Origin of the sequence: Microbacterium sp., assembly GCF_036277215.1 — a bacterium.
GTDB lineage: Bacteria > Actinomycetota > Actinomycetes > Actinomycetales > Microbacteriaceae > Microbacterium.
Genome location: NZ_DASUNI010000184.1, coordinates 1 through 24929, shown reverse-complemented (window position 1 = coordinate 24929; position 24929 = coordinate 1). Strand labels below are relative to the sequence as shown.

The 24929-nt window shown below is 69.9% G+C and carries 23 protein-coding genes and 1 pseudogene; 14 read left to right on the top strand and 10 right to left on the bottom strand.

The genetic code is table 11. The features are described from left to right. Positions 1–172: 172 nt before the first annotated feature. Genes VFX99_RS09535 through VFX99_RS09525 form a run of 3 tightly spaced genes read right to left on the bottom strand, consistent with a single transcriptional unit; the run spans position 173 to position 3452 of the window. Entirely contained in the window at positions 173–1201 is a 1029-nt protein-coding gene (locus tag VFX99_RS09535; protein ID WP_329666060.1) for a hypothetical protein, read from the bottom strand. Continuing rightward, positions 1198–2325, bottom strand: coding sequence for a glycosyltransferase (locus VFX99_RS09530; protein ID WP_329666059.1), 1128 nt, complete (start codon positions 2323–2325; stop codon positions 1198–1200). The genes VFX99_RS09535 and VFX99_RS09530 overlap by 4 nt, the downstream gene beginning before the upstream one ends. Next, positions 2322–3452, bottom strand: a complete 1131-nt coding sequence (locus VFX99_RS09525) for a hypothetical protein (protein WP_329666058.1) — start codon at positions 3450–3452, stop codon at positions 2322–2324. Before VFX99_RS09525 ends, VFX99_RS09530 begins: the two co-directional genes overlap by 4 nt. A gap of 136 nt (positions 3453–3588) precedes the next feature. Between VFX99_RS09525 and VFX99_RS09520 the strand changes: the two genes are divergently transcribed. The 4 genes from VFX99_RS09520 (at position 3589) to VFX99_RS09505 (ending at position 8128) form a co-directional block, all read left to right on the top strand. Next, entirely contained in the window at positions 3589–4644 is a 1056-nt protein-coding gene (locus tag VFX99_RS09520) for a hypothetical protein (protein ID WP_329666057.1), read from the top strand. Beyond that, complete coding sequence (locus VFX99_RS09515) at positions 4641–5909, top strand: glycosyltransferase (RefSeq protein ID WP_329666056.1); 1269 nt, start codon at positions 4641–4643, stop codon at positions 5907–5909. Before VFX99_RS09520 ends, VFX99_RS09515 begins: the two co-directional genes overlap by 4 nt. A gap of 53 nt (positions 5910–5962) precedes the next feature. Then, positions 5963–6133, top strand: a complete 171-nt coding sequence (locus tag VFX99_RS09510; RefSeq protein ID WP_329666055.1) for a DUF7144 family membrane protein — start codon at positions 5963–5965, stop codon at positions 6131–6133. A 141-nt stretch (positions 6134–6274) separates the two neighbouring features. Then, entirely contained in the window at positions 6275–8128 is a 1854-nt protein-coding gene (locus VFX99_RS09505) for a glycoside hydrolase family 15 protein (protein ID WP_329666054.1), read from the top strand. Between the two features lie 6 nt (positions 8129–8134). Here VFX99_RS09505 and VFX99_RS09500 read toward each other — a convergent pair whose 3' ends face one another. Genes VFX99_RS09500 through VFX99_RS09490 form a run of 3 tightly spaced genes read right to left on the bottom strand, consistent with a single transcriptional unit; the run spans position 8135 to position 10209 of the window. Then, positions 8135–8842, bottom strand: a complete 708-nt coding sequence (locus tag VFX99_RS09500; protein WP_329666053.1) for a head GIN domain-containing protein — start codon at positions 8840–8842, stop codon at positions 8135–8137. A 13-nt stretch (positions 8843–8855) separates the two neighbouring features. After that, positions 8856–9569 carry a GAF and ANTAR domain-containing protein gene (locus tag VFX99_RS09495; RefSeq protein ID WP_329666052.1) on the bottom strand — a complete coding sequence of 238 codons (714 nt, stop codon included), beginning with the start codon at positions 9567–9569 and terminating at the stop codon, positions 8856–8858. A 28-nt stretch (positions 9570–9597) separates the two neighbouring features. Continuing rightward, entirely contained in the window at positions 9598–10209 is a 612-nt protein-coding gene (locus tag VFX99_RS09490; protein ID WP_329666051.1) for a GAF and ANTAR domain-containing protein, read from the bottom strand. 393 nt (positions 10210–10602) lie between these two features. Here VFX99_RS09490 and VFX99_RS09485 point away from each other — a divergent pair, with 393 nt between their 5' ends. The 3 genes from VFX99_RS09485 to VFX99_RS09475 are packed head-to-tail and all read left to right on the top strand — an operon-like array spanning position 10603 to position 12503. Next, a complete protein-coding gene (locus tag VFX99_RS09485) occupies positions 10603–11145 on the top strand; it encodes a hypothetical protein (protein WP_329666050.1) in 543 nt (180 codons plus the stop codon). A gap of 51 nt (positions 11146–11196) precedes the next feature. Then, positions 11197–12084, top strand: coding sequence for a helix-turn-helix domain-containing protein (locus VFX99_RS09480; RefSeq protein ID WP_329666049.1), 888 nt, complete (start codon positions 11197–11199; stop codon positions 12082–12084). After that, positions 12081–12503: a DUF6855 family protein gene (locus VFX99_RS09475; RefSeq protein ID WP_329666048.1), complete on the top strand. Its 423-nt coding sequence runs from the start codon at positions 12081–12083 to the stop codon at positions 12501–12503. The genes VFX99_RS09480 and VFX99_RS09475 overlap by 4 nt, the downstream gene beginning before the upstream one ends. A 25-nt stretch (positions 12504–12528) precedes the next feature. Here VFX99_RS09475 and VFX99_RS09470 read toward each other — a convergent pair whose 3' ends face one another. After that, on the bottom strand, positions 12529–14448 hold the full coding sequence (locus tag VFX99_RS09470; protein ID WP_414684352.1) for an amino acid transporter: 1920 nt from the start codon (positions 14446–14448) through the stop codon (positions 12529–12531). Between the two features lie 402 nt (positions 14449–14850). On the opposite strand from VFX99_RS09470, the pseudogene VFX99_RS09465 reads away from it, so the two are divergent. Next, positions 14851–16653 (top strand): annotated as a pseudogene (locus VFX99_RS09465) (ATP-binding protein); the annotation flags it as partial. Beyond that, a complete protein-coding gene (locus tag VFX99_RS09460) occupies positions 16650–17333 on the top strand; it encodes a response regulator transcription factor (protein ID WP_329666046.1) in 684 nt (227 codons plus the stop codon). The pseudogene VFX99_RS09465 and the gene VFX99_RS09460, both read left to right, overlap by 4 nt. A 25-nt stretch (positions 17334–17358) precedes the next feature. On the opposite strand, the gene VFX99_RS09455 is transcribed toward VFX99_RS09460, so the two are convergent. Further along, positions 17359–17712, bottom strand: coding sequence for an ATP-dependent DNA ligase (locus VFX99_RS09455; RefSeq protein ID WP_329666045.1), 354 nt, complete (start codon positions 17710–17712; stop codon positions 17359–17361). 206 nt (positions 17713–17918) lie between these two features. On the opposite strand from VFX99_RS09455, the gene VFX99_RS09450 reads away from it, so the two are divergent. From VFX99_RS09450 to VFX99_RS09430, 5 genes are all read left to right on the top strand, one after another. Further along, the gene (locus VFX99_RS09450; protein WP_329666044.1) at positions 17919–19739 is read left to right on the top strand and encodes a glycoside hydrolase family 3 protein; all 1821 of its coding nucleotides are present in this window, start codon (positions 17919–17921) and stop codon (positions 19737–19739) included. Between the two features lie 97 nt (positions 19740–19836). Then, a complete protein-coding gene (locus VFX99_RS09445) occupies positions 19837–20919 on the top strand; it encodes a cupin domain-containing protein (RefSeq protein ID WP_329666043.1) in 1083 nt (360 codons plus the stop codon). Beyond that, positions 20919–21755: a fumarylacetoacetate hydrolase family protein gene (locus tag VFX99_RS09440; protein ID WP_329666042.1), complete on the top strand. Its 837-nt coding sequence runs from the start codon at positions 20919–20921 to the stop codon at positions 21753–21755. The genes VFX99_RS09445 and VFX99_RS09440 overlap by 1 nt, the downstream gene beginning before the upstream one ends. Positions 21756–21758: 3 nt before the next feature. After that, a complete protein-coding gene (locus tag VFX99_RS09435; RefSeq protein ID WP_329666041.1) occupies positions 21759–22517 on the top strand; it encodes a maleylpyruvate isomerase family mycothiol-dependent enzyme in 759 nt (252 codons plus the stop codon). After that, positions 22508–23986: a DUF1593 domain-containing protein gene (locus VFX99_RS09430; RefSeq protein ID WP_329666040.1), complete on the top strand. Its 1479-nt coding sequence runs from the start codon at positions 22508–22510 to the stop codon at positions 23984–23986. The genes VFX99_RS09435 and VFX99_RS09430 overlap by 10 nt, the downstream gene beginning before the upstream one ends. A gap of 88 nt (positions 23987–24074) precedes the next feature. Here VFX99_RS09430 and VFX99_RS09425 read toward each other — a convergent pair whose 3' ends face one another. Then, positions 24075–24554 (bottom strand): MarR family winged helix-turn-helix transcriptional regulator, encoded by a 480-nt coding sequence (locus VFX99_RS09425; RefSeq protein ID WP_329666039.1) that lies wholly within the window; start codon positions 24552–24554, stop codon positions 24075–24077. Positions 24555–24785: 231 nt separating this feature from the next. Next, on the bottom strand, positions 24786–24929 hold a 144-nt coding region (locus VFX99_RS17315; protein WP_414684351.1), incomplete at its 5' end, for a three-helix bundle dimerization domain-containing protein.

Below are 24929 nucleotides of genomic sequence, written 5' to 3'. Positions count from 1 at the left end.
TCGGCGTCGAGCGTGGGCGCGTCGTCGTCGTCGATCCACACGACGATCCGTTCGACATCCGCTCGGCCGGCCAGCGCGGCGAGCTGGTTGCGGAGATGCGCCACCCGCGGCGTGGAGCACAGCGTGATGACGGCGATGCGCGCCGTTTCGAGCCCGACCGGAGTCACGTGCGTCACGCTCGGGCTCGGGCGGTCGCTTCGATGGCGGCCGCGGCGCGGGCGGCTGCGCCGTGCACCTCCCACCGGGACCAGTCCGGCCGCAGGCGCGTGGCGCGGTCGATCAGCTCGGGCCAGGCATCGGCCGGCGGCCATTCGGTCGCCACGATCGCCAGCCCGGCGCGCTTCACCGCGAGCGCGGTTTCCACCTGCTCCCCGAACGGGCGTTCCTGCGGCACGATCACAGCGGCCGCGTTCGCGGCGGCGAGGTCGGCGACCGAATTCTGCCCTGCCCATGCGACGACCACGCCCGCGGTGGTGAGCTCGTGCCACGGGTCGGCCGACCATGCGTCGTCGGGAGTGGCGCCGAGGACGCGCCATGAGCGTCCGGAGGAGGTGGAGGCGTCGGCGATGGCGGAGGCTGAGACCCCGCTGCCGCCACGGCTGCCGAGCAGCACCACGGTGCGCTCCGAACGATCCTCCGGGACAAGCCCGGTATGAGCTCGTCCTTCGAATCGGCTGATTCCGCCGGTGAAGACGGTCTTGCCCTTGACGGCGGCGAGGTGCGGCGGATCCAGTAGGGCCTCCGGCCAGGGAGCGACGATGGTGGTGGCGGCGCGGTACCCGAGCTCGTGGGCGGCATCGTTGCGCGTGCCGGGCTGCGCGATCACGACCGTACGGATGCCCAGAAGGCGGACGAGCAGGGCGACTTCGACCGACACGTCGACGACGAACGCGTCGACGGGAGTCTCAGCGACGGACGCGACCATCGTCGCGAGGCGCGCGCGGTGCCCCGCGTGCCCGAGCGGCGCCCAGTGCAGCAGCCCTCCCGCCTCCGGATCGGCGCTGCGCGGATCCGTCGCACCGGGACGCAGATCGTCGTCCCGGTCCAGCAGCGTCCACGAGCAGTGCTCCGGCAGGTCGTCGGGCCGCGGCAGCGAGCTGAAACAGCAGATCTCGGCATCCAGATGCGGGGCGATCGCGAGCATGCGGGAGAGGTGCCCGCGCCCGTGATGGTGCACGTACCAGCCGATGCGGGCGCTCATGCGGTCAGCTCGTCGGCAAGGCCGGCGCTCGCGACGAGCTCGGCGAATCGGTATTCAAGCGCGGTGATCCGGGCCTCGAGCGAGAAGCGGCGGACGGCGCTCGCCCGGATGCGCTGACGGAACGACCCGTCGTCGGCGGTCCGCTGCATGAGGCGGTTCGCGCGCGCGCTCATCGCGGCGACGTCGCCGGGTGCGACGAGCTCCATTCCGACGCTGCGCGCGGCGATCTCGGGGACTCCGCCGACGGCGAAGCTCACGACCGGGGTGCCGCACATGAGCGCCTCCGGTGCGACGAGGCCGAACGGCTCCGCCCAGGCGGGTGTCGACAGCGCTGCGGCGCTCGCGCCGACCAGCTCGGCCAGACGCGACGGCGTCAGCGGGCCGACGTAGGTGACGTCATCTCCGAGGAGCGGGAACAGGACGTTCTCGGCGTAGTCGTGGTCGCCGATGCGGCCGGCGATCGTCAGTCGCCTGCCGAGCCGGCGGGCGACCTCCACCGCCAGGTGCGGTGCCTTCTCCGGCACGATCCTGCCGAACCACACGATCTGCTCGCCGCCCGGGCCTGCCGGCCACTCGGTCGGGTCGACTCCGTTCGCGAGCAGCTCGGAGTGCAGTCCGGCTCGCGCCCACTCGCGGCGCGTGAAATCGCTGACCGACAGGAAGGTGCTGCCATCGGGACCGGCGGCGGCGTGCGCCGCCACGAACGCCTCGTCCGGCGGAGTGTGGAGCGTCGTGAGCATCGGCACGGAGAGGAGAGAGGCTCGTCTGATCGGAAGGGGATGCAGGCAGTGATTCGAGATCACGTCGAACCGTTCCGAGTCCGCCGCGATCGCCGCGAGCGCCCGCTCCAGTGCCGGCACCGTCGTGGCCTCGTAGCTGAGCGGGTAGCTGACGTCCGTGCCCGGGACGCCCTGCGGCCATTTCAGATTCGGCAGCTCGAACGGGCTGCCGGGCTCCACGAAATCCGACCCCTGTACCGCCACCATCGTCACGTCGTGACCGCGGCGCGTGAGAGCCGCCACCTCGGACCAGACGGCGGACTCCAGCCCTCCGGGGTGCGGGGGGCGGATCGGGAATCGAAGTGGCGCGATCACCACGATCCGCAGGGGATCGCGCGCGCTCACGAAGGCCGCCCCGCAAGGCGGCGGTAGAGCGCCGCGTGCGCAGCGGCCGCTGCTTCGTCGGTCTGCCGGCGGGCCTCTCGACGTGCGGCGACGATGTCGGCTCGTTCTTCGGTGCCCGCACGGGCGACATCCGAACCGGAAATCAGACTCGCGAGCGCGGACGTCAGGTCGGCGCCGCTCCCGGGCGCGAACGTCGCGACTGAGCGGTCGGGGTGCTGCTCGGCGTAGTAGCCGACCAGAGGTGCGGCGACGGGAACGCCGAGATCCCAGCAGAACTCCAGCCAGCCCGAGTGGGTGCCGTGCCGGTAGGGGAGGACGTACACGTCGAGCCGGCTGAGCGCGATCGCGAGTTCGGCGTCGGAGAGTCGCTCGTGCTCGACCAGCGTCGCGTGCTCGTCGGCCGCGCACAGGCTGCGCACCTCGTCGCGGGCCGCGTCGTCGCGCACGCGATGATGCAGTCGGATCTCCGCGACCACCGGGACGCCGTCGCGTCGCAGGCGATCGGCGGAGTCGAGCAGCATGCGAACCGTGCCCGGACCGTCGACATTCGGGCGCAGATCCTTGAGGTGCACTCCGATGCGGATGCCGTCGAACGAGCGCACGCGCGGTGTCACGGCATCCGGGGCGACCACCGATGGATGGGGGATGACCGATGCGCTGCGATCCCACCGATCCCGGATGGCGGAGGCCGCGCCCTCGGTCAGCGTGATCACGGCATCGGCACCGCGCATGAGCTCGTCGAGCTGCCCGGCGTAGGCGACCTGGTCGCCGAGCTGCGGGTGCTCCAGGTCGTGCGCCGTGTACACCACGGGCCAGCCCGCCTTGTGGGCGGCATCGATCACCGTTGTCATATGGCCGGGTGCGAAGGACTCGGTGCCGAAATGGATGTGCAGCAGCTGGGCCGCAGAGCGGTTCGCGTCGATCCACGCAGGGTCGAGCACGGGAGGAGGCCACCAGACGCCTGCGGGCGCGCCCGGCACCGGCGGATCCGGCAGCAACGAGATGCCATCGGCCGCGGAGATCCGCGCGACGTACGGGTGGCCGGCCGGAGCCGAGGCGATCGTGATGACGTCCGGTGCCGCCTCCCGCGCGGCGGGGGAGAGGGTCGAGGTCGCGAAAGGCACCATGATGGGAATCTCCCTCCCGCTGATCGGATCGCAGAGGCCCGCCGTGATTCGTCGGCCCTTCTGCCGACGATAAGCGCCACTCTGCGAAAACGGAGGCGCTTGACGTGAGCGCCCGGGACGTATAACCATGTGCCAGATGACCGCGCCCCCGCCCCCGCTGCAGCTGATCGTGGGTCCCCGGGGTCACGGGGTGGTCGGGTACTCCGAAGACCTGTCGGCTGCCCTGACGATGCTCGACGTTCGCACCTCCGTGGCGGCGGTCGCTGATGTCGCGGACGCCATCGGCCACGCGCGATCGGCCGCGCGCACCCACGTGCATGTGACCGACGGCCTCGTGGGCCGCTCGCCCGAAGAGGCCGCGCTGAACCTCGAACGGATCGCCGCACACACCCGTTTGACGATCACGGTGCACGACGTGCCGCAGACCTCGGACGGCACCGCGCTTCCGCGCCGCGTCGGCGCCTACGCGCGCTTCTTCGGGGCTGCCGAGGCCGTGGCGGTCAACAGTCGGCACGAACAGCAGCTGGTCGCCGAGTTCCTGCCGGGTGCCGCGCCGCCGCACTCCATCCCGCTCGGCGCGCGCGTCGGTGCCGCGCCCGACGGCACGCCACCTGCCTCCGCACCGAGCGGTGAGCGCGACCTCGTCATACTTCTCGCAGGCTTCATCTACCCCGGCAAAGGACACGCGCAGGCGATCCGCGCCGCAGCGGAGGCGGCCGACAGACTGCGGACGGCCGGCGAGCCGGTCGGCGCGGTCATCGTCCGCGCCGTCGGCGGACCGTCTTCCGGTCACGAGGGCGACGTGCATGCTCTGCAAGCGGATGCCGTGCGGCGCGGCATCCGATTCGACGTGACGGGATTCCTGGACGACGAGGAGTTCGCTCGCCGCATCGGGGATGACGGCATCCCGCTCGCCGCGCACGAGCACGTCTCCGCGTCTCGTTCGATGCTCGAGTGGGTGGAGGCAGGTCGTCGGCCGCTCGTCGTCTTCTCCCGGTATTCCGAGGAGATGGCGGAGCTGCGGCCGGGAACGATGACGCTGTACCGGGAAGACGAATTGCCGGGTCGCCTTGCGGAGGCGTGGCGTGTTCCGGCGCGGACGCGTTTGGACCCCGGCATCCGGCTGGCGCCGACTCTCGCCGACGTGGCCGAGGAGTACCGGGCCTGGTGGGCTGCGATGGACCCGCGATGACGTGGCCGGAGGGGCACGCGCTGCCGGGAAACCGGTGGGACACGCTCGAGGGGGTCGAGCCGCCCGAGCCGCCGATGGTCTCGGTGATCGTCGCGCACTACCGCCAGCCGGAGCAGCTGGCGCGCACCCTGCACGCGTTGGAGCGGCAGGACCACCCGCGGCATCGGCTCGAGGTGATCGTCGCGGACGACGGTTCGCCGGAGATCCCGGTCGTCAGCGACGGTGTGCGTCTCGTGCGCCAGGACGACGCCGGTTTCCGGCTGGCGGCTGTGCGAAACCTCGGCGCCCGTGCCGCCGTCGGCGACGTGCTGGTCTTCCTCGACGCCGACACAGTGCCCGAACCGTCGTTCGTGCGCGAACTCGCCCGACTCCCGGCGCTCGCGCCCGACTGCATCGCCGTGGGGCGTCGCCGCCACGCTCTTCTCGCGGGGCTGGCGCCGACCGCCCACATCGAGAGCGTGGCGCCCGGCCGCGCACTGCCCGAACCGACCTGGTTGACTGAGGCGTACCGCGCCTCCCGCAACCTGCTCGACGCCGACGACCGCAGCTACCGATACGTCATCGGCGCGGTCCTGGCGTGCTCTCGGTCGATGTTCGAGGAGATCGGCGGATTCGACGAGTCCTTCACCGTCTACGGCGGCGAGGACTGGGAATGGGCGTACCGCGCGTGGCTCCGAGGCGCGATGCTCGCGCACGTTCCTGCAGCCGTTGCGTGGCACGACGGCCCCGACATCGCAGGTCGATCGACGACCGCGCTCGCGGTGAAGAACGCCGAGGCGATCCGGCTGTCCGAGCTGATACCGCTGCCCGGCTCGCGCGGCAGAGGCATCCGCAGCGGGAAGGTCGACATCGCGGTGGTCGGCCCGTCCGCGGCTGCGCCGGCTCCGACGTTCGTCTGCCTCGACAGCGTGCTGGCCGCCCTACCCGGCGCGGAGGTGGTAAACAGCCTCGACCTTCGGAGTCCAGAGGAAGCGGACCACCTCGATCGCGTGCGCCTTCGAATCGATCTGCTCCGTCCGGTACTCGTCACCGGCGGCCTCCTCGCTGCCGAGGTCGAACGCGTCGGCTCAGAGCAGCTCGGCGAGCTCGTGCTCGTCGACGAGGCGGGTGCCGAGCTCATCCGGATCGCCTCGATGCGGGCCCGAGCGCGCAACGCGCGGTGGGGACGGGAAGACCTCTTCCCGGTCGAGCGGACGGTTGCTCGCGACGTGCGCCCGATCGGCGACGAGATCGACGTGGAGGCGTACCTGGGCGGGTGGGGATAGGCCCGGCCGTAGCGATTCAAGTCCTTGCGCTCCGCCGCGGAGGCCCTTGTCGCGTGGGCGGGGCGGCGGTACTGATCGCGGCGCAGCCGTGGTGGTCGCTCGTGATGATCGCCATGGATGTACTGATCATCTATGCGCTGATCGTGCACGGTGGCGAGCTTCGCGACGACGGTGTCGCCGCGCGTCCGGCGCAGGCATCGGCGCAGTCCACTCGACGCAGATAGCGGTGCGGCGCGAGACGGGATGCCGCGGTGTGATCGCGGCATCCCTTCCCGTGCGATCGCCCTAGGCAGCGTCGCGCGCGCGACGATACGATCAAGCGTCGTCGAGCGAGGGTGGTCAGTCATGCACAGGAATTCGCAGGCATGAGCGATTACCCGCTCATCTCAGATCACGGCCTCATCGGAGATCTGCAGACCTCCGCCCTGGTCGCGACCGACGGCACCATCGACTGGTTCTGCAGTCCCCGTTTCGATTCCCCGAGCATCTTCGGGTCGCTGCTCGACAGCGAGCGCGGCGGTCATTTCAGCACGCGCCCACGCGCCGACGCCTTCGAGACGAAACAGCTGTACTTCCCCGACACAGCGATCCTCCTCACCCGCTTCCTCACGGAGGAGGGTGTGGGCGAGGTCATCGATTTCATGCCGGTCGCCTCCGACGCTCCGAGCAGCCGGCATCGTCTCGTCCGGCAGCTGCGTTGCGTCCGCGGCTCGATCGTGTTCGATCTGGAGGTTGCACCGCGCTTCGACTACGGCCGACAGAAGCACGCGGTGACGCTCAGCGAGCACGGCGCGACGTGCACTGCCGGCGAGACGACTCTCACGCTGAGCCTCATCCGCGACCCCGGCACCGAGCGGCTCGGGCAGGCGGAGGTGACCGACGGAGGCGACCTGCGCTTCTCGCTGAGCCTCAGCGAGGGGCAGATGCGCGGCGTCGTCCTCGAGACCGACGGTGCCACGAGCCCGCAGGCCGTCCCCGTCGCCGACGCCCACCGCATGTTCGAAGAGACCGCACAGTTCTGGCGCAACTGGATCGGGCAATCGACGTACACCGGTCGCTGGCGCGAGAAGGTCGAGCGCTCGGCGATCACGCTCAAACTGATGACCTACGCCCCGACCGGCGGACTCGTCGCGGCCCCGACGGCCGGCCTTCCCGAGCAGATCGGCGGCGAGCGCAACTGGGACTACCGGTTCACCTGGGTGCGGGACGCCTCCTTCTCGGTCAACACGCTCATCCGGATGGGCTTCTACGAGGAGGCGGCCGCGTTCGGTCGCTGGCTGCGGGACCGAGGGGCGGCGCAGCTGGGCAGCCCGACCGGGCCCCTCAACATCATGTACCGGATCGATGGTGACACCCACATGACGGAGGAGGTCCTCGAGGCCTGGGAGGGATACCGCGGGTCCTATCCGGTGCGGATCGGTAACGGCGCCGCCGGGCAGCTGCAGCTTGACATCTACGGGGAAGCGATGGAAGCCCTCTGGAATGCCTATCGCAGCGGCGTCGACATCGGGCAGCCCGGGTGGGTGGCGATCGGCAGGCTCCTCGACTGGCTGGGCGAGAACTGGGATCAGCCGGAGGAGGGCATCTGGGAGACCCGAGGCGGACGCAAGGACTTCACGTACGGGCGGCTGATGTGCTGGGTCGCCTTCGACCGCGCCATCCGGCTCGCGACCGCATACGGCCGACCGGCGCCGCTGTCACGCTGGATGGAGCATCGCGACGCGATCTACAACCAGATCATGGAGAAGGGATGGAATCCCGAGCGGGGAGCCTTCGTCCAGCAATACGGGGAGCCGGTCCTGGACGCCTCGCTGCTCAAGATGACGCAGGTCGGCTTCATCTCCCCGCACGACCCCATGTGGACATCGACCCTTGCGGCGATTGAGAAGGAGCTGGTCTCGGACAGCCTTGTGTACCGCTACGACCCGAGCGCATCGCCCGACGGGCTCCGGGGCTCGGAGGGAACCTTCTCGCTGTGCACGTTCCTCTACGTCGACGCACTCGCCCGCGCCGACCGGCTGGACGACGCCCGGCTCATCTTCGAGAAGATGCTCACCTACGCCAACCACCTGGGGCTGTACTCGGAGGAGATCGGACCGACCGGCGAGCAGATCGGCAACTTTCCGCAGGCGTTCACTCACCTCGCGCTCATCGACGCCGCGATCACGCTCAACGAGCGACTGGACGCCGTGGGGGCGCGCGGCCGCCGGACTCATTGAGGCAGGTCAGCCGCGCACGACGTCGCCCGAGCCGGAGACATCCGAGTTCACCGACGGATCGCCCGAGTAGGTGACTCGGCCGCTGCCCGAGATCTCGACTGACAGCGTGTCGCTGGCCGCGACGTCGATGTCGCCCGACCCGCCGATCGAGACGACGCCGTCCCGCGCCTGCAGGTCGCCGGCGTCGACGCTGCCGCTGCCGTCGAGCTCGATCGTGAGCTCCGACGTGGTACCCGACAACTCGATGCTGCCGGAGCCGGTCAGGCGGACCTCGACGCCGTCGGCGTCCAGGCCGGACCACTCGACATCACCGGAGCCGTCGAGGTCGAGGCGGAGTGCTCCTCCAGCGGAAACGGTGGACTCGACGTCGCCGGAGCCGTTCAGCTCGACCGTCTCGAGCTCGGGCAGTGTGAGCTCGTACCGCACCTCGCCCACGATGATCTCGGGTCCGGACTTCGAACCCAACACGAGGGTGTCGCCGTTCACGTCCGAGGTCAGGCGATCCAACGCAGCCTCCGGCGCGTGGATCGTCAGGCCGGGCTCGCCCTCCGAGATCGTGAGGTCGCCGGACGTGTCGAGAACGACCGTCGTGACCGCCCCGATCTCGCGCTCCTCCGAGGCCGCCGGCCCCCCTGCTACGACGGGCACGCAACCGGCCAGGACCACAGCGGATGCCGCGGCGACGAGTGCTCCGGCGCTGCTTGCAGAACGCATCACGACCTCCCCGTCAGCGCTGCCCGGACTCCTCTACGACATCGCGCGCGGCCACGGACAGCAACCGGCCGCTGCTGCGCGCTCGTTCGCGCAGCATGAGGAACGCCTGGTCCATGTCGACCCGCTCGCGGTGCGAGAGGACGCCCTTCGCCTGTTCGATGATGACTCGGCTGTTCAGCGCGTGCTGCAGCTGCTCGCGCGCGAGGTCCGCCTCGCGCAGCGCGCGCTCGTGCAGGATGCCGATCGTGGCGATGTCGGCAAGCGCCTGGGCGGCGACGGCGTCCTCCAGCTTCAGCGGACCCGACTTGTCGCTGAACAGGTTGAGCGAGCCGATCGTCTCGTTGCGCAGCCGCAGCGGAATCGCGTGCATGGACTGATATCCGAGGTCGGCGGCTGCCTCCGCGAACACCGGCCATCGGGCATAGGTGGCGGCGATATCGTCGACGGTCACCACCTGACCGCTTGTGTACGCGTCCACACAGGGTCCTTCGCCCGCGTCCAGCTGGAGTATTCCGATGAGGTGGCTTCTCTCGCTGGTGGATGCGACCACTTCCAGCTGGTCGTGCTCGTTGGGCAGCAGGATGCCGGCATCCACCGCTTCCAGCGTGTGCGCGCAGCGGGTCACCAGCTTGTACAGCAGGTCGACGATGTCGTAGTCGACCACGAGCGTGTCCGCGAGGCCGACGAAGGTCTCGATCAGATCCTGCTCACGCGTGCGAGGCGTCATCTGCCCAATGTACGCCCGCGGCGCCTCCTCAGTTCGAAAAATCGAGCCGGCGCTCGACGACATCGGCCGCGATCTGCGCCACGGACCTGTCGGCGGCGAAGGCGTGCGCGCGGATCACGAGCAGCGCGTCGTCCGCGGGGATACGCATCTGAGCGATGACCATCCCGGTCGCCTGGTGCACGGTGCGTCGCGACGAGGGGTCGTCTCTGTGAGGGTCGTCGCGGTGCGCCATGGTGTGGCGCAGCACCTGGAGGGCTGCGGCATCCGCCATGGCCGACGCGGTGGCGACATCGTTCTGGGAGAGCGCGTCGGGGCGGGCGGCGTACAGGTCGACGGCGCCGATGTCCAGAGTTCCGACCGACATCGGGAAGGCGTACGCCGCTCGCACCTGGTGCGATGCCAGTGCCGCCTGCACCACCGGCCACGCGGGCGTGAGCGGGGCCTGCAGGTCGGGAAGCAGCACCGGCGACCGCGTCGCACGGGCCTGCCAGCAGGGGCCTTCCCCGAAGTCCAGCTGCAGCTCGTCCAAGCGCGCCGCGAGCGGATCGCTGGAGCAGACCGTCTCGACTTCGAACGGGTCACCCAGGGTGGATATCGCGGCATGCTGGACGGGCAGGGCGGAGACGAACTCTCCACACAAACCCCGTTGGCCTCGCGGACCGTGTGACGACCGCATCCTTCTCCTCACCCGAGTACCGTACGGGCTACCTGGGTCCGCGGCCGCCTCCCTTCAGCCTACGCCTGCCGGATCGCGCCGCGGGGTGGCCGGGTGCGTGGGCCGACGCCGACTCTCGGACCCCTCCGAGGTGACGCCGACCCTGGTGCCGTGTGCGAGAGCACCGCGGAAGCCGTTGCCCCAGCCGCTTCCGCATGAATAAGACGTCGGCTGTGCAGGTCCATTACGCGGTCCAGGCAAATGCATCCCGGGCAGCTTCACGCTGGCCGTCGCTCTGTCAAGAGCTTGGTGTCGTCGGCTCCAGGTGAGGAACTAGGTTTGTCCTGCCAGTACTCCCTCGACGAGAAGACAACTTCCATGCGCCGCGTCCTCACGTTCCTCGCGGGTGCGACGCTCGTGGCGGGGATCCTCGCCGGCTGCGCGACGCCGGACTCGGAGATCTCACTCGACGTGTCTGCTCAGATGCAGGATTCCGTCGTGTCCATCGCCGAGTCGGCTGCGGCCGGCGACCTGGCTTCCGCCACGGCGCTGCTCGACGAGCTGCAGAAACAGCTGGATGACGCGGTCGCGAACGGGGACGTGAGTGCGAAGCGGGCGGCTGCGATCCAGAACGCCATCGATGTGGTGCGCGCCGACCTTCAGGCTCCTCCCGCTGCGCCGGTCGAATCGCCCCCGGCCGAATCGACCGAGCCCGCGCAGCCGACCGAGACGCCCGAACCCACGGAGTCCGCCCCGCCGACGCAGCCGGCCGAGCCGACCCCCTCCCCTGAGCCGGTCGAACCGACGGAGCCGGCCGAACCGGTCGAGCCGACCCCTGCCCCCGAGCCGACGCCGCCGGCGGACGGCGAGACCGACACGGGCGGAGATGATTCCGGCGAAGGCGGCGAGGACGGCGGTTGACGGCCGTTCGAACGCGAGCGTCTCCCACCGCCGGCGTGCCATTCTGAGCCCATGTACCGGTTGCGCCTCCCCGCGGAGCCTCTTCGGCGCTACATCGAGAACTACTGGTTCGTCTCGCATGCACCCGGCGAAGACGTCGACCTGCGGGTCGAGGTCTTCGTGGACGCCCGCGCGGATCTCATCTTCAACTTCGAGGCCTCGTACCGGCGCGTGGTCATCGGCGGCGGCGTCACCGAGCACGACCGGTCGAATCTCGATGCGCAGCGACTCGTTCCGATCCGCATCCTTCAGCACGGCCGGGTGCGCATCGTCGGAGTCCGGTTCCACCTCGGCGGACTCGCGCCATTCACCCGCGTCCGAGTCGCGGCGTGGAGCGGTCAGACGCCGTCGCCCGAGCGGGTTTTCGGCGATGAGACGCGCGAGCTCGAGCGGGCTCTCCGCGCCGAGCCCGATCTGGCGGCGAGCGGCCAGATGCTCGACGAGTTCTTCCTCGCGCGGCTGCGGCTGGACCGGGCGCAGGCGGCTTTCGAGCGCGCGCTGTCGGCGCTCGTCGCCGGCGACGGCCGTGCGCCGGTGAGCCTGCTCGCAGAGGTCGCGGCATCTTCACCCCGGCAGATCGAGCGGCTGTTCGCCCGCGGGCTCGGGTTCCCCCCGAAGACCGTCGGACGGGTTCTGCGCTTCCAGTCCGCGCTCCGGCAGCTGATGTCGGACCCCGGCGTCTCGCTCGGCGAGGTGGCGGCGGCAGCCGGGTACTTCGATCAGGCGCACTTCGTCCGCGACTTCCGCATCTTCAGTGGAGGCGTTCCCCGCGGCTACCGCGGTTACTACCCGCCGGAAGGCCCGGCCGACTTCGCGCCGAATGTCGTCGTTTTCGTACAAGACGCCGCCCTCGCGACGGCCGAGACTGGTCCCGAACCCACACCCGAGGGAGAGTCATGACCCAGCACTGGTCGGGCGCCGGAACGCCCGAAGACCCCTGGAAGCTGAAGACGCCGCCGCTCTCGTCGGACTACGCGATCTACCGGGACGACACGGCGGATCCGCCGCTGCTGATCTGCCAGGTCGGAGGCACGAGGCTCACCTACCTGGCGCGGGCGGTCGACGATCTGCACGAGATGCTCGTCCAGCGCGGTGACTGGATGCCGCTCGGCGCGGCGGATGAGCAGAAGGATGCCGCTCCTGGCACAGTCGAGGCGTGGGGGCGGTCGGAGGACAACCCGGTCGGCGGCTGGTACGGCCAGAAGAAAGGCCTGCGCGGCCGGTTCGGGATGTACCTTCCGCCCCTGCTGGAGGCGCTGGGACTGGTGGAGCTGGAGCACAACGCCCGCAACAACCGGGTTCGGGCGATCGAGCGGTGAACCCGCCGACGACCGACCGGCCGGCTCATCCGCCGACGTGGATCACCGGCCGGTCCATCGGGTCCTTATCGGTCTCGCGGAGGATCTCGCGCACGACGGGTGCGGTGTCGCCCCGACCGAGCAGAAGGTAGCGGACCATGTGCAGGAGGGGATTGCCCTCCGACCATTCGAAGTAGGCGTGCGGACGCTCGCCGGTGACGTCGCGCAGTGCGATCAGGATCGCCGCGATCGCGTTCGGGACGGCGGGACTCTCGGCGCGCAGCACGCGGAACCCCTCGACCTCGATGCCGGTGACGTGGAGCACCTCGCGGAACTCCGACGGATCCACGATCTTTATCTCGAGGAAGAGCACCTCGGCTCGTCCCGGAACCGGGTTGAGACGCCGGGCTGCGCGTTCCTTCTGCAGATACTCGATCGCCTCGCCCGTCTCGGGCCGGTTGGCGATGATGTTGAGGCGTCCGTCATGCCGCAGGGACTCGGCGATGAACCTGCGGGCGGTCTCGTCGAACTCGAGCCGTTCCGCGCGGATCTCGGTCGTGCGCGACACCCGCGAGACCAGCGAGATGACGATGATCCCGAGGATGAACAGAGCCGAGATGGCGAGCCCGTCGGGCTGCTCGATGATGTTCGCGATCAGGGCGTAGGCCAGCACCAGCGTGAGCACGCTGAACCCGGCGATCGGCAGGGCCTTGCGGCGTCGGATCGTGGAGATCAGGACCGCGAACGAGGCCGAGACCATCATCGCCAGGATGCCGGTGGCGTAAGCGCCCGCCTGCGCATTGACGTCGGCCTGGAAGCCGATCGTGATGATGATGCTGATCGCCGTGTAGACGAGCACGACCGGACGCACGGCGCGGCTCCACTCGGGAGCCATGCCGTACGCGGGCAGATAGCGCGGCACGATGTTGATCAGCCCGGCCATCGCCGATGCGCCCGCGAACCAGAGGATCAGGACGGTGCTGATGTCGTACACGGTGCCGAATCCATCGCCGAAGTACTCGTGCGCGAGGTATGCCAGCGCACGTCCGTTCGCTGCACCGCCCGGCTGGAAGGCCTCGGCCGGGATCAGCAGCGTCGTCACGATGCTGCTGCTGAGCAGATACACGCTCATGATGGCCGCGGCGACGGTCAACAGCTTGCGGGTGTTTCGGATCCGCGAGTTCAGCCGCTCCGCGGGGGTTGCGCCGCGCGAGGAGACGAGCGGCATCATGCTGACGCCCGTCTCGAAGCCGGACAGTCCGAGCACCAGAAGAGGGAATGCGATGAGAGCGGGCAGGAGCAGCCCGCCGGGGCCGCTGCCGGTGGCGGTCAAGGCGGCCATCCAGTCCGCGACGGCGAGAGGATGCGTGGCGATCTCGAGCAGTCCCGCGGCGATGACGACGGCGTTCAGCCCGAGGAAGATCGCGACGAGCGGGATCGCCACCGTGACGGCCTCGGTGAAGCCCATCAGGAACACGCCGCCGAGGACCAGCAGCAGCACGATCGTGATCGCCACCGCCTGACCGGAGAGCCACTCCGGCATGAACGGGTTCTCCAGCAGGTGCACCGTGGCATCGGCGGAGGACAGGGTGATGGTGATGATCCACGACGTCGCGACGAAGCCGAGCAGGATCAGGACGAAGATCTTCCCCTGCCAGAACGGCAGCAGTCGTTCGAGCATCGCCACTGAACCCTGACCGTGCGGACTCTCCTTCGCCACCCGGCGGTACATGGGCAGCATCCCGAGCAGTGTCAGCGCGACGATGAGGAGCGTCGCGAGCGGCGAGAGTGCACCGGCGGCCAGTACCGCGATCGCGGGAAGATACGACAGCGTCGAGAAGTAGTCCACGCCCGTGAGGCACATGACCTTCCACCACGAGTGACCGTGGGCAGCGGTCTCGGCTCGTTCCGGTCCGACCGGCTGCACGGTGTCGTGGAGCAGCCAGCGCGAGAACGGCGTGGCCATCCGCCCGCTCTTCGACGGTCCCGGGACCGCCCGTGGGAACTCGAACTGGTCCCAATCATTCACCTGGACAACTCCTCGCTCGGGCCGAGGTTTTCGGACCCGGTAAATCCTCGCACCGGCCCGGACGGCGGATAAGGGAACGCCCGTTAGCAAACGGCCGAGGGCCGTATGGGAATCGTTAGGGGGTCGCAATCCGGTGCCTTCGGAGGTGTCGAATCGGAGTGCGAGTCCGCGGCGCGGCATGCGCGAGCGGCGGCGTCTAGGATTCGGAGCGCAGCAGTGCGCGGGCGGATCAGGGCTGCGAACGGGGAAGGAACGCGCATGGACCGGCAGCGGCGCGATATGCCGACGCGGGAGAGGGCGAGCGAGCAGGGAGCCGATCTTCCGGATCGGGCGGACAACCAGCGCGTGGTCGTCGCGCTCACCGGGGGAGCGGAGGGCGACACGCTCCTGCGGCGCGGTGCCCTCATCGCGTCCCGGTCAGCCGGGAGCCAGATCCTCGCCGTGCACGTCACCAGCCAGGATGACCCGCACCCGCGCGGGCTCGGGGCACTCGCCGCACAGCGGACCCTCGCCGAGTCGCTCGGCGGCACGTATCACCAGGTGGTGGGCGACGACGTCCCCCGTGCCCTTCTCGACTTCGCCCGCTCGGTCGGTGCCACGCAGCTCCTGATCGGCGTGAGCCGGCGGCGGCGGTTCACGCCGGCACTGACCGGGCCCGGAATCGGTGCGGCCGTCATCCGCGATTCCGGCGACATCGACGTGCACGTGGTCAACCACGCGGCTGCCGCGCGCGGTTTCGCGCTGCCGCTGCTCACCGGCGGTGCGCTCAGCGTGCGCCGTCGCGTCCTGGGTTTCATCGTCGCGCTGATCGTGGGCCCGCTGCTGACGTGGCTGCTCTTCTCGGTCCGCTCCGCCCAGTCGATCACCAGCGACGTCCTCGCCTTCCAGCTGCTGGTCATCCTCGTCGCGCTCATCGGGGGCATCTGGCCGGCGCTGTTCGCGGCCGTGATGTCGGGCCTCACGCTGGACTTCCTCTTCGTCGCGCCGCAGTACGAGGTCACGGTGTCGGATCCGCTGCACCTGTACGCGCTGCTGCTGTACGTGGTGAATGCGGTGCTGGTGAGCTACATCGTCGACCAGGCAGCTCGCCGAGCCCGTTTGGCGCGTCGCTCGGAGGCGGAGTCCGAGCTTCTGGGCGCGGTCGCCGGCAACGTCCTGCGTGGAGAGAGTGCCGTGCCGGCCCTCATCGCGCGGACCCGGGAGGCGTTCAACCTCGCCGGCGTGCGGCTCTTGGCACCGGATGGCACGGTGCTCGCCACGGACGGTGAGCCGCTCGCCGACAATCGGCACACGACGGTGCCCGTGGGTGACCGTGCCGTGCTCGAGCTGCACGGCGACGAGCTGGACGGCGCCGCGCGGCGTCTCCTCGATGTGATCGTGTCGCAGCTGGATGCCGCCCTCGAGCGAACCGACCTGTCCCAGGCGGCGGCCACCGTCGACGCCCTGGCCGAGACCGACCAGGTGCGCACCGCACTCCTGTCCGCGCTCAGCCACGACATCCGCCGGCCGCTGTCATCCGCGGTGGCAGCGGTCAGCGGCCTGCGCGGCGCGGAATCGGCGATGAGCGATGAGGACCGGCGCGAGCTGCTGGCCACCGCCGACGAGAGCCTCGCCACGCTGACGACGCTGGTCACCGACCTGCTCGACGTGAGTCGTGTTCAGGCGGGCGTCCTCGCGGTGTCCCTCGCGCCGGTCGATCCCGCCGACGTGGTGCTCGCGGCGATCGATGAACTCGGCCTCGGGCCCGACGAGGTCGAGCTCGCTCTGGAACGCGATGTGCCGACGGTCGTCGCGGACGGGGTGCTCCTGCAGCGGGTGGTGGTGAACGTGCTGGCGAATGCCGAGCGCTACACAGCGGCGGGAACTCGGGTGCACGTGAGCGTCGTCCGACGCAACGGAGTGGCCGAGATCCGGGTTCAGGATCGCGGGCCGGGCGTGATCCCCTCGCGCAAGGACGAGATCTTCGCACCGTTCCAGCGGCTGGGTGACACCGACAACTCGACAGGGCTGGGCCTGGGCCTCGCTCTCTCGAGGGGATTCACCGAGGGCATGGGCGGCACGCTCACCGCCCAGGACACACCGGGCGGCGGACTCACGATGGTGATCGCCCTCCCGGTCGTGGACGCGGACGAGGTGTCATGAAGATCCTCCTCGCCGACGACGACCCGCAGATCGTCCGCGCCCTCCGGATCACGCTCGCCGCCCACGGGCACGAGGTCATCCCGGCCGTCGACGGCGCTGCGGCGATCGCCGCGGCGGCGTCCGAACGACCCGACATCGTGATGCTCGATCTCGGGATGCCGCGCCTGGACGGCCTGGAGGTCATCGCGGCGCTTCGCGGATGGACGACGGTCCCGATCCTGGTTGTGTCGGGACGCACCGGCGCAGCCGACAAGGTCGAGGCCCTCGACGCGGGTGCAGACGACTATGTCACCAAGCCCTTCCAGATGGACGAACTGCTCGCCCGCCTGCGTGCGCTGACGCGGCGATCCTCACCTCAGCAGCCCGGAGCCGACCCTGTGGTCACGTTCGCAGATGTGACGGTCGACCTCGTATCCCGCACGGTCACCCGCGACGGCGCCGCCGTGCGGCTGACTCCCACGGAATGGCACGTGCTGGAGTTCCTCGTCCGCCACCCCGGGCTGCTCGTGTCGCGGCAGACGCTGCTCACCGAGATCTGGGGCAGCGAGCACATCACCGACACCGGGTATCTGCGCCTCTACATCGGCCAGTTGCGCAAGAAGCTCGAGGTCGACCCGGCGCGACCGCGCCACATCCTGACCGAACCCGGAATGGGCTACCGGCTGGTGCTCGACGCATAGCCGGTGACTTCGACTCCACGTGGAGTCAGATGGCGCGCGCGTTGCCCGTGGCCGCGCCCGCCCGCGCGACGGGCGGTTCGTCCTTCGGCTCGGGTTCGGCCAGGATCGACAGGCCGTTCGGGCCACTGGCGGCCTCCATCAGCTCTTCGATCCAGATCCGGTTGATCTGCGGCTGCCGCGTCGTGAAGAAGCGGAACTGCATGGGAACGCTCGGAGACACCCAGAAGCTGCGGCGACCACTGCCATCGTGCATCGCGACTTCGAACATGAACGGCTCCGAGCGACGCAGCTTGTTCATGATCACGATCCGCAGGTGCGCCAGGGTCCGGTCGTCGATCTCGACGGAATTCGCCATCGTGTCGTAGATGAACGTGCCCATCCGACCTCCCTCGCACTCTGCGTCCGCCTTCTGCTGGCCGGCCGGTTCCCGCACTCTTAGGACGTCGGATCCCTTGCGCTATTACGCGCTCGACGGGTTCTCTTCCCGCGCACGATCCGAGCCGCGGTTCCGGCCACCGGATGCCGCGGACGCGCGGGCACTGTCGCGCAGGAGTGCGTTGCGGAAGACTGTTGCGAGGACCCCCCATGACCCCCACGTATCTCGAGCACGTCGACGGCACCCGGTTCCGCGACCTGAACGGCAACGGAGTGCTGGATCCGTACGAGGACCCGCGACTTTCGGTCGATCAGCGCGTCGACGATCTTCTCGCGCGCCTCTCGCTCGAGGAGAAGGCCGGGTTGATGATGCACTCCATCGTGCGCGTCACCACCGACGACGACCTCGACGAGCCCGCGGTGGAAGGCGGCCGGCCCAGTGTGCGGGAGTTCGTCGCGCGCCGGTTCGTCACCCACCTGAACGTCCACCGCATTCCCGACCCCCGGTCGATGGCCCGCTGGGCGAACCAGGTTCAGGCGCTGGCCGAGCAGTCTCCGCACGGCATCCCCGTCACGATCTCCACCGATCCGCGCCACTCGTTCACCGAGAACTGGGGCGCCTCATTCAGCGCCGAGTACATGTCCGCGTGGCCGGAGCCACTGGGCCTGGGGGCGCTCGGCGACGAGGGCCTGGTGCGCGAGTTCACGGACATCGCGCGCCGCGAATACCTGGCGATCGGCATCCGGTCGGCCCTGCACCCGACCCTCGATGTCGCGACCGAGCCGCGGTGGGCGCGGCAGTACAGCACGTTCGGGCAGAGCGCGGACCGGGTGGCACGGCTCGGACTGGCCTACCTGGACGGATTCGAGGGCGCCGGAGGCGTCGGACCCGACAGCGTCGCCTGCATGGCCAAGCATTTTCCCGGCGGTGGGCCGCAGCGTGATGGGGAGGACCCGCACTTTCCCTACGGCCGCGAGCAGGATTACGCGGGCGGCATGTTCGAGTACCACCTCGAGCCGTTCCGCAGGGCGATCGCCCACGGCGTCTCTGCGATCATGCCGTCGTACGGCGTGCCGATCGGGCTCGAGCTGGACGGCGAGCGGATCGAGGAGGTGGCGTTCGGATTCAACCGGCAGATCCTCTCCGGCCTGCTGCGCGGCACGCTCGGCTTCGACGGCGTGATCTGCGCCGACTGGAGCCTCATCACGGAGTCGCGCATCGGCGACAAGACCCTTCCGCCGCGTGCGTGGGGTGTCGAGCACCTGTCCGAAGTGGATCGGGTCGAGAAGTCGCTGCTCGCCGGCGTCGATCAGTTCGGAGGCGAGGACGATCCCCGCTGGATCGTCGAACTCGTCGAGTCGGGCCGCCTGCCGCAGTCGCGGGTCGACGAGTCGGTTCGACGGCTGCTGGCGGTGAAGTTCCGACTCGGACTCTTCGAGGACCCCTATGTCGACGAGGATTCGGCGGCGGACATCGTCGGATCCGAGGAGTTCCGTGCCGCGGGTCATCGCGCTCAGGTCGCGTCCACGACGATCGTGAGTGCTGCGGGGGTGGCGCTGCCGGTGGTGAGCGGCACGAGGGTGCACTCGCCCGACATCGATGAGGAGGTTCTCGCCCGCGCGGGCTTCGTGCCTGCGCAGGCGGAGGACGCGGAGGTGGTCGTCGTCCGCATCGCCGCGCCGTTCGAGCCTCGCGATCATTACCTGCTGGAGTCCGCGTTCCATGCGGGCAGCCTCGAATTCGCCGACTCGGACGTGGAGCGCATTCGGCAGCTGGCGGCCGTCGCCCCAGTGATCGTCGTCGTCCATCTGGAACGACCCGCGCTGCTCGCCCCGGTCCTTCCCTCCGCGGCGGCGGTGGTCGCTGTCTACGGCTCGTCGGATGCGGCGGTGCTCGAGGCGCTGACACGCACCGGCGCCGCGCGCGGCGTCCTTCCCTTCGACATCCCGCGGAGCATCGACGCCATCCGCGCCGCCCGCTCGGACGTGCCGGGCGACACGGCGGACCCGCTGTTCCGCGCCGGGGTGTGAAATGGCGGGTGGTCTTCGCCGTCATCCGGTAATATCGTTGGCGTACTGACTATTCCGGCTGCGTGGGCCGGCAGATCTCAAGGAAGAGGCGAGTCGAATGCAGGAGATGACCGGCCAGGCCGACACCCCAGAGCTCGTCCAGCTCTACCGCGACTTCGAGGTGAACAGCATGGCGCCGCTGTGGACGCAGCGCGACGACCTGATGCCGATGGTGCCCTCGCCGGCAGCGGTGCCGCACGTCTGGCGGTGGAAGACGCTCTTCGACATCGCCGAGCGTTCCGGTGAGCTCGTGCCCGTGGGCCGCGGCGGGGAACGACGCGCAATCGGCCTCGTCAACCCCGGACTGCCCGGCACCGCCTATGTCACCCCCACCCTGTGGTGCGCGATCCAGTACCTCGGAGGCTACGAGACGGCGCCCGAGCACCGTCACAGCCAGAACGCCTTCCGCTTCGTGGTGGAGGGCCAGGGCGTCTGGACCGTCGTCAACGGCGATCCCGTTCGGATGAGCCGCGGCGACCTGCTGCTCACGCCCGGGTGGAACTTCCACGGCCACCACAACGACACCGCCGAGCCGATGGCGTGGATCGACGGGCTGGACATCCCGTTCTCCAACTACACGGATGTCGGCTTCTTCGAGTTCGGCTCGGAACGCGTCACCGACGAGGCCTCGCCGCAGACCTCCCGCGCCGAGCGCCTCTGGGCACACCCCGGGCTGCGCCCGCTGTCGGGGCTGGACGACAAGATCAGCTCACCCCTGTCGGCGTACCGGTGGGAGCACACCGACCGTGCGCTGAGCGAGCAGCTCGCGCTCGAGGACGAAGGCTATCCCGCGACCGTGGAGCAGGGCCACGCCGCGATCCGCTTCACGAACCCGACGACCGGAGGAGACGTGATGCCGACGATCCGGAGCGAGTTCCACCGGCTGCGCGCCGGCTCGCAGACGGCCGTCCGCCACGAGGTCGGCTCGTCGGTGTGGCAGGTCTTCGAGGGGAGCGGGACCGTCCTGCTCGGCGGCGTCGAGCACCGGCTCGACAAGGGCGACCTGTTCGTCGTCCCGAGCTGGGTGCCCTGGTCGCTCCGCGCCGAGACGGCCTTCGACCTTTTCCGCTTCAACGACGGCCCGATCATCGACCGCCTCGGATTCACCCGCACGTACCTACCCAGTAAGGATGACCGCTGATGCGCCTGGCAACACTTCGCACCGACTCCGGCACCATCGCCGCCCGCATCGACGGCGACCGGGCCACCGAGATCTCAGGGTTCGCAGACGTCGGGGCGCTCCTGCGCGACCCGGAGTGGCGGGCGCGGGCCGAAGAGGCCTCGGGTGCCGGGTTCGGCGTGCCGGAACCCGCGAGCGCCGGCTGGGCGCCGGTCGTGCCCGATCCCGGCAAAATCGTCTGCGTCGGGCTCAACTACCGCAACCACATCCTCGAGATGGGCCGCCCGCTCCCCGAGCACCCGACCCTCTTCGCCAAGTACGCCGAAGCGCTGGTCGGTCCGTACGACGACATCGTGCTGCCGAAAGTCGCCGCTGAGGCCGTGGACTGGGAAGCCGAGCTCGCCATCGTGATCGGTTCGACCGCCCGCAACCTCGATGAGGACGAGGCGGCGGATGCGATCGCCGGCTACTCGGTCATCAACGACGTGACCATGCGCGACTATCAGTACCGCAGCCCGGAGTGGTTCCAGGGCAAGACGTTCGAGGCGACATCCCCGTTCGGACCGGTGCTCGTGACTCCGGACGAGTTCTCGCTCGGAGCGCTGCTGCGGGGCGAGGTCGACGGCGAGACCGTGCAGCAGACGCCCACCGACGACCTCGTCTTCGGGCCCGCCTTCCTGGTCTCGTACATCTCCAAGATCGTGACGCTCCGCCCCGGCGATGTGATCGCCTCCGGCACGCCCGGCGGCGTCGGACACGCCCGCAAGCCCGCACGGTACCTGGCACCCGGAGCCACCCTCGTGACCGAGGTCGAGGGCATCGGGCAGCTGCGCAACCGCATCCGCGCCGAAGGCTGACCCGTGCCGGAACGCACCGACCTGGCCACCGACGAGCGAGTCGCCGCGTCGCTGCTGCTCATGCGGCGCGGTCAGGCGTATTGGGCTCGCAAACTGAACGAGCTGCGCGACGACGAGTTCGACGCTCCGTCGCTCCTGCCTGGATGGTCGCGGCGCCAGCTCGTGGCACACGTCGGGTTCAACGCGCGCGCCGTCGCGCGCCTGGTCGAATGGGCGCGCACCGGCGTCGAGACGCCGATGTACGACTCGGACACCCAGCGCGAGGAGGAGATCGCCTTCGGGGGTACTCTGCCCGTCGACGCGCTGCGCAACCTCGCCGCGCACGCCGCGGTGCACCTGAACGTCGAATGGCGCGACCTGCCGCCTGACGCGTGGAGCGCGGAGGTGCGCACCGCGCAGGGCCGCCTGGTCCCGGCATCCGAGACCGTCTGGATGCGCACCCGCGAGGTGTGGATCCACGCCGTCGACCTCGACAACGGCGGCAGCGTGCACGACTTCCCCCCTGAGCTGCAGGTGCTGCTCCTGGAGGATCTCGTGCGGGTGTGGCGCCGCAAGCGCAAGCCCGGCGACCGGGACATCGTGCTCGAACCGTCCGATCGCGCCGAGATCTACCGCATCCTGACTCCGGAGGAGGGGGATGCCGGTGCGCTGCGCGTGCGGGGGACGACTCCCGACCTGGTCGGGTGGGGGATCGGCCGGTCGCGGAGAGGCGTCGTCGATGTCGACGGCGCAGAGCCCGGGGCGGCACCGACATGGCTGTGACGACCGGCGGCGCGCCCGGGGGCGAACGGCCGCGCACGATCATCACCGCGGATCCGGAGCTGGACGACCTCAACTCCCTGATCCGGATGGTCCTCTACAGCAACGAGGTGGAGATCGAGGGGCTGATCTATGCGAGCAGCCAGGTGCACTGGCGGGGTGACGGCAAGGGCACCGCCTTCTTCCTGCCTGATCGCGAGTACGCCGAGCCTCGCACGTCGTGGCGCTGGGCGCCGGGCGAGCGCTTCATCGACGATGTCGTGGATGCGTACGCTCAGGTGCACGGGAACCTCATCGTGCACGACCCGCGCTACCCGTCCCCGGCTCACCTGCGCTCGCTGGTGTACGACGGCAACGTCTCGTTCGAGGGCGACACGTCCGAAGAGACCGACGGCTCGCGTCTGATCGCCCGGACGCTTCTGGATGATCGGCCCGGCCCCGTCCACCTGCAGGTCTGGGCCGGCACCAGCACGATCGCACGCGCGCTCATGTCCATCGAGGAGCAGTACCGCGGCGGGAGCGAGTGGGACCGGGTGCGGCGGGCCGTCTCCGAGAAGGCGGTCATCACCAAGTTCGCATCCCAGGACAACACGTACGAGGACTACATCAAGCTGCGGTGGCCCGACATCCGGGTGACGGATGTCGCCACCTACGCGTGGGGATACTTCGCGCGTCGGGTCCTCACGGACCGGGAGCTGCCGCTGCTGAGCGCCGACTGGCTCCGCGACCACGTGACGTCGGTCGGCCCGCTCGGCGCTCTCTACCGGGTGTGGGGCGACGGCCGGAAGATGGTCGAAGACGACCCGACCGACTACTTCGGTCTCGCCGGCTACACCTCCGACCAGCTCACGGCCATGGGCTACGGCGTCTGGGCCGAGCCCGAGGCAGCGGGGGAGTGGATCTCGGAGGGCGACACCACGAACATGCTGAACCTGGTGGTCCCCTCCCTGCGCGGACACGAGCATCCGAGCTTCGGGGGCTGGGGCGGCCGTGCGATCCGCACTCCCGACACCCCTGACTCGTGGACGGTTCGAGGCGCAGAGGACGCACTCCCGGACGGCAGCATCCCGGCGGAGCACTCGGTCGTCCGCTGGTTCGCCGACGCCCAGGCCGATTTCGCGGCACGCCTCCGATGGAGCGTCACCGATCGGTTCGCGGACGCGAACCACCACCCGTCGCTGCGAGTGCTTCCGGGAACGGACATCTCCGTTGCGCCCGGTGACGAGGTCGCGCTGAGCGCGATCGTGGAAGATCCCGACGGGGATGCCGTCCGCTGCCACTGGTGGCACTATCGCGAAGCGGGGACGTTCCCGGGCCAGGTCGCGATCTCACCGTCGTACGGGGAGTCGATCAGCGTCGCCATCCCGTCCGACGCGCGACCCGGCCAGACGATCCACGTGATCGTCGAGGCGTCCGACGCTGCGCTCGAGCCGCTCAAGGCATACCAGCGCGTCGTGCTGCACGTGGCCTGAGGCCGCGGCATCCGGGCTCGCGTTGCACGGGCCTGACGCCGCGGGCATCCGCTGTTCTCCGAGGTTGCGCACCCGCCGGGACGTGCCGTCAGTCGTGCGGGAGCGTGTCGCCCTGGTCCTTCGCCGCCACGAGCACCTTGGTCAACAGAGCCCTCAGCTGCCGTCGCTCATCGGGGCTGAGCGCCTTCGTCAGCGCGCGCTCCACCTCGTCCACGCGCGGGCGGAGGTCGGCGAACGCCGCGTCGCCGCTGCCGGTGAGCACCAGGCGGTTGCGGCGCCGGTCGGCGTCATCGCGCCGACGCTCGATGAGCCCCCTCCGCTCCAGCCGGTGCACGAGGTCGGCGATCGTGGACCGGTCGAGGTCCAGCTCGTCGCACAGGTCCTGCTGGCTCGACCCCGGCATCCGGGACAGCACGGAAAGCGCGCCGAACTGCACGCTGGAGATGGTGGCCGACACTTCTCGCTGCCACACCGCGACGTGCGCCTGCTGGGCGCGGCGGAAGAGGAAGCCGGTGTACGCCGAGGGCGCAGCGTCGGCCGGATCGAGGTCGGCGCGCGGGGAGTCCATCCCGCTATTGTCGCGCGTGTTACAAGCGCGCGAACAACGCGTTGCGGCGCTGGACGACTGGCTCGAAGCGCTCGTAGCGTGTAGCCCAGACCCGCCGCCGAGTCCGCGCAGAACGTGATCGCGCGCAGAACCCGAGCCCCCGGCGGAGCGGGTTCGGCGGAGGTTCAGGTCCTCCGAGGCCCCCACCCCAATGGCGCCGGCTTCGGAGGACCGCCCAACCCGGAAGAGCACTCAGGAGTCGAGGTGCTTCAGGCGCTTCTTGGCCTGCTTCTCGACGAGCACTTCGACGAAGTCCCGGACCCGCGCGTCGTTGAACTCCTCATAGGACTGGGTCACCACCTCGCGGATCGTCGCGGTCGGACGATCCGGGAATTG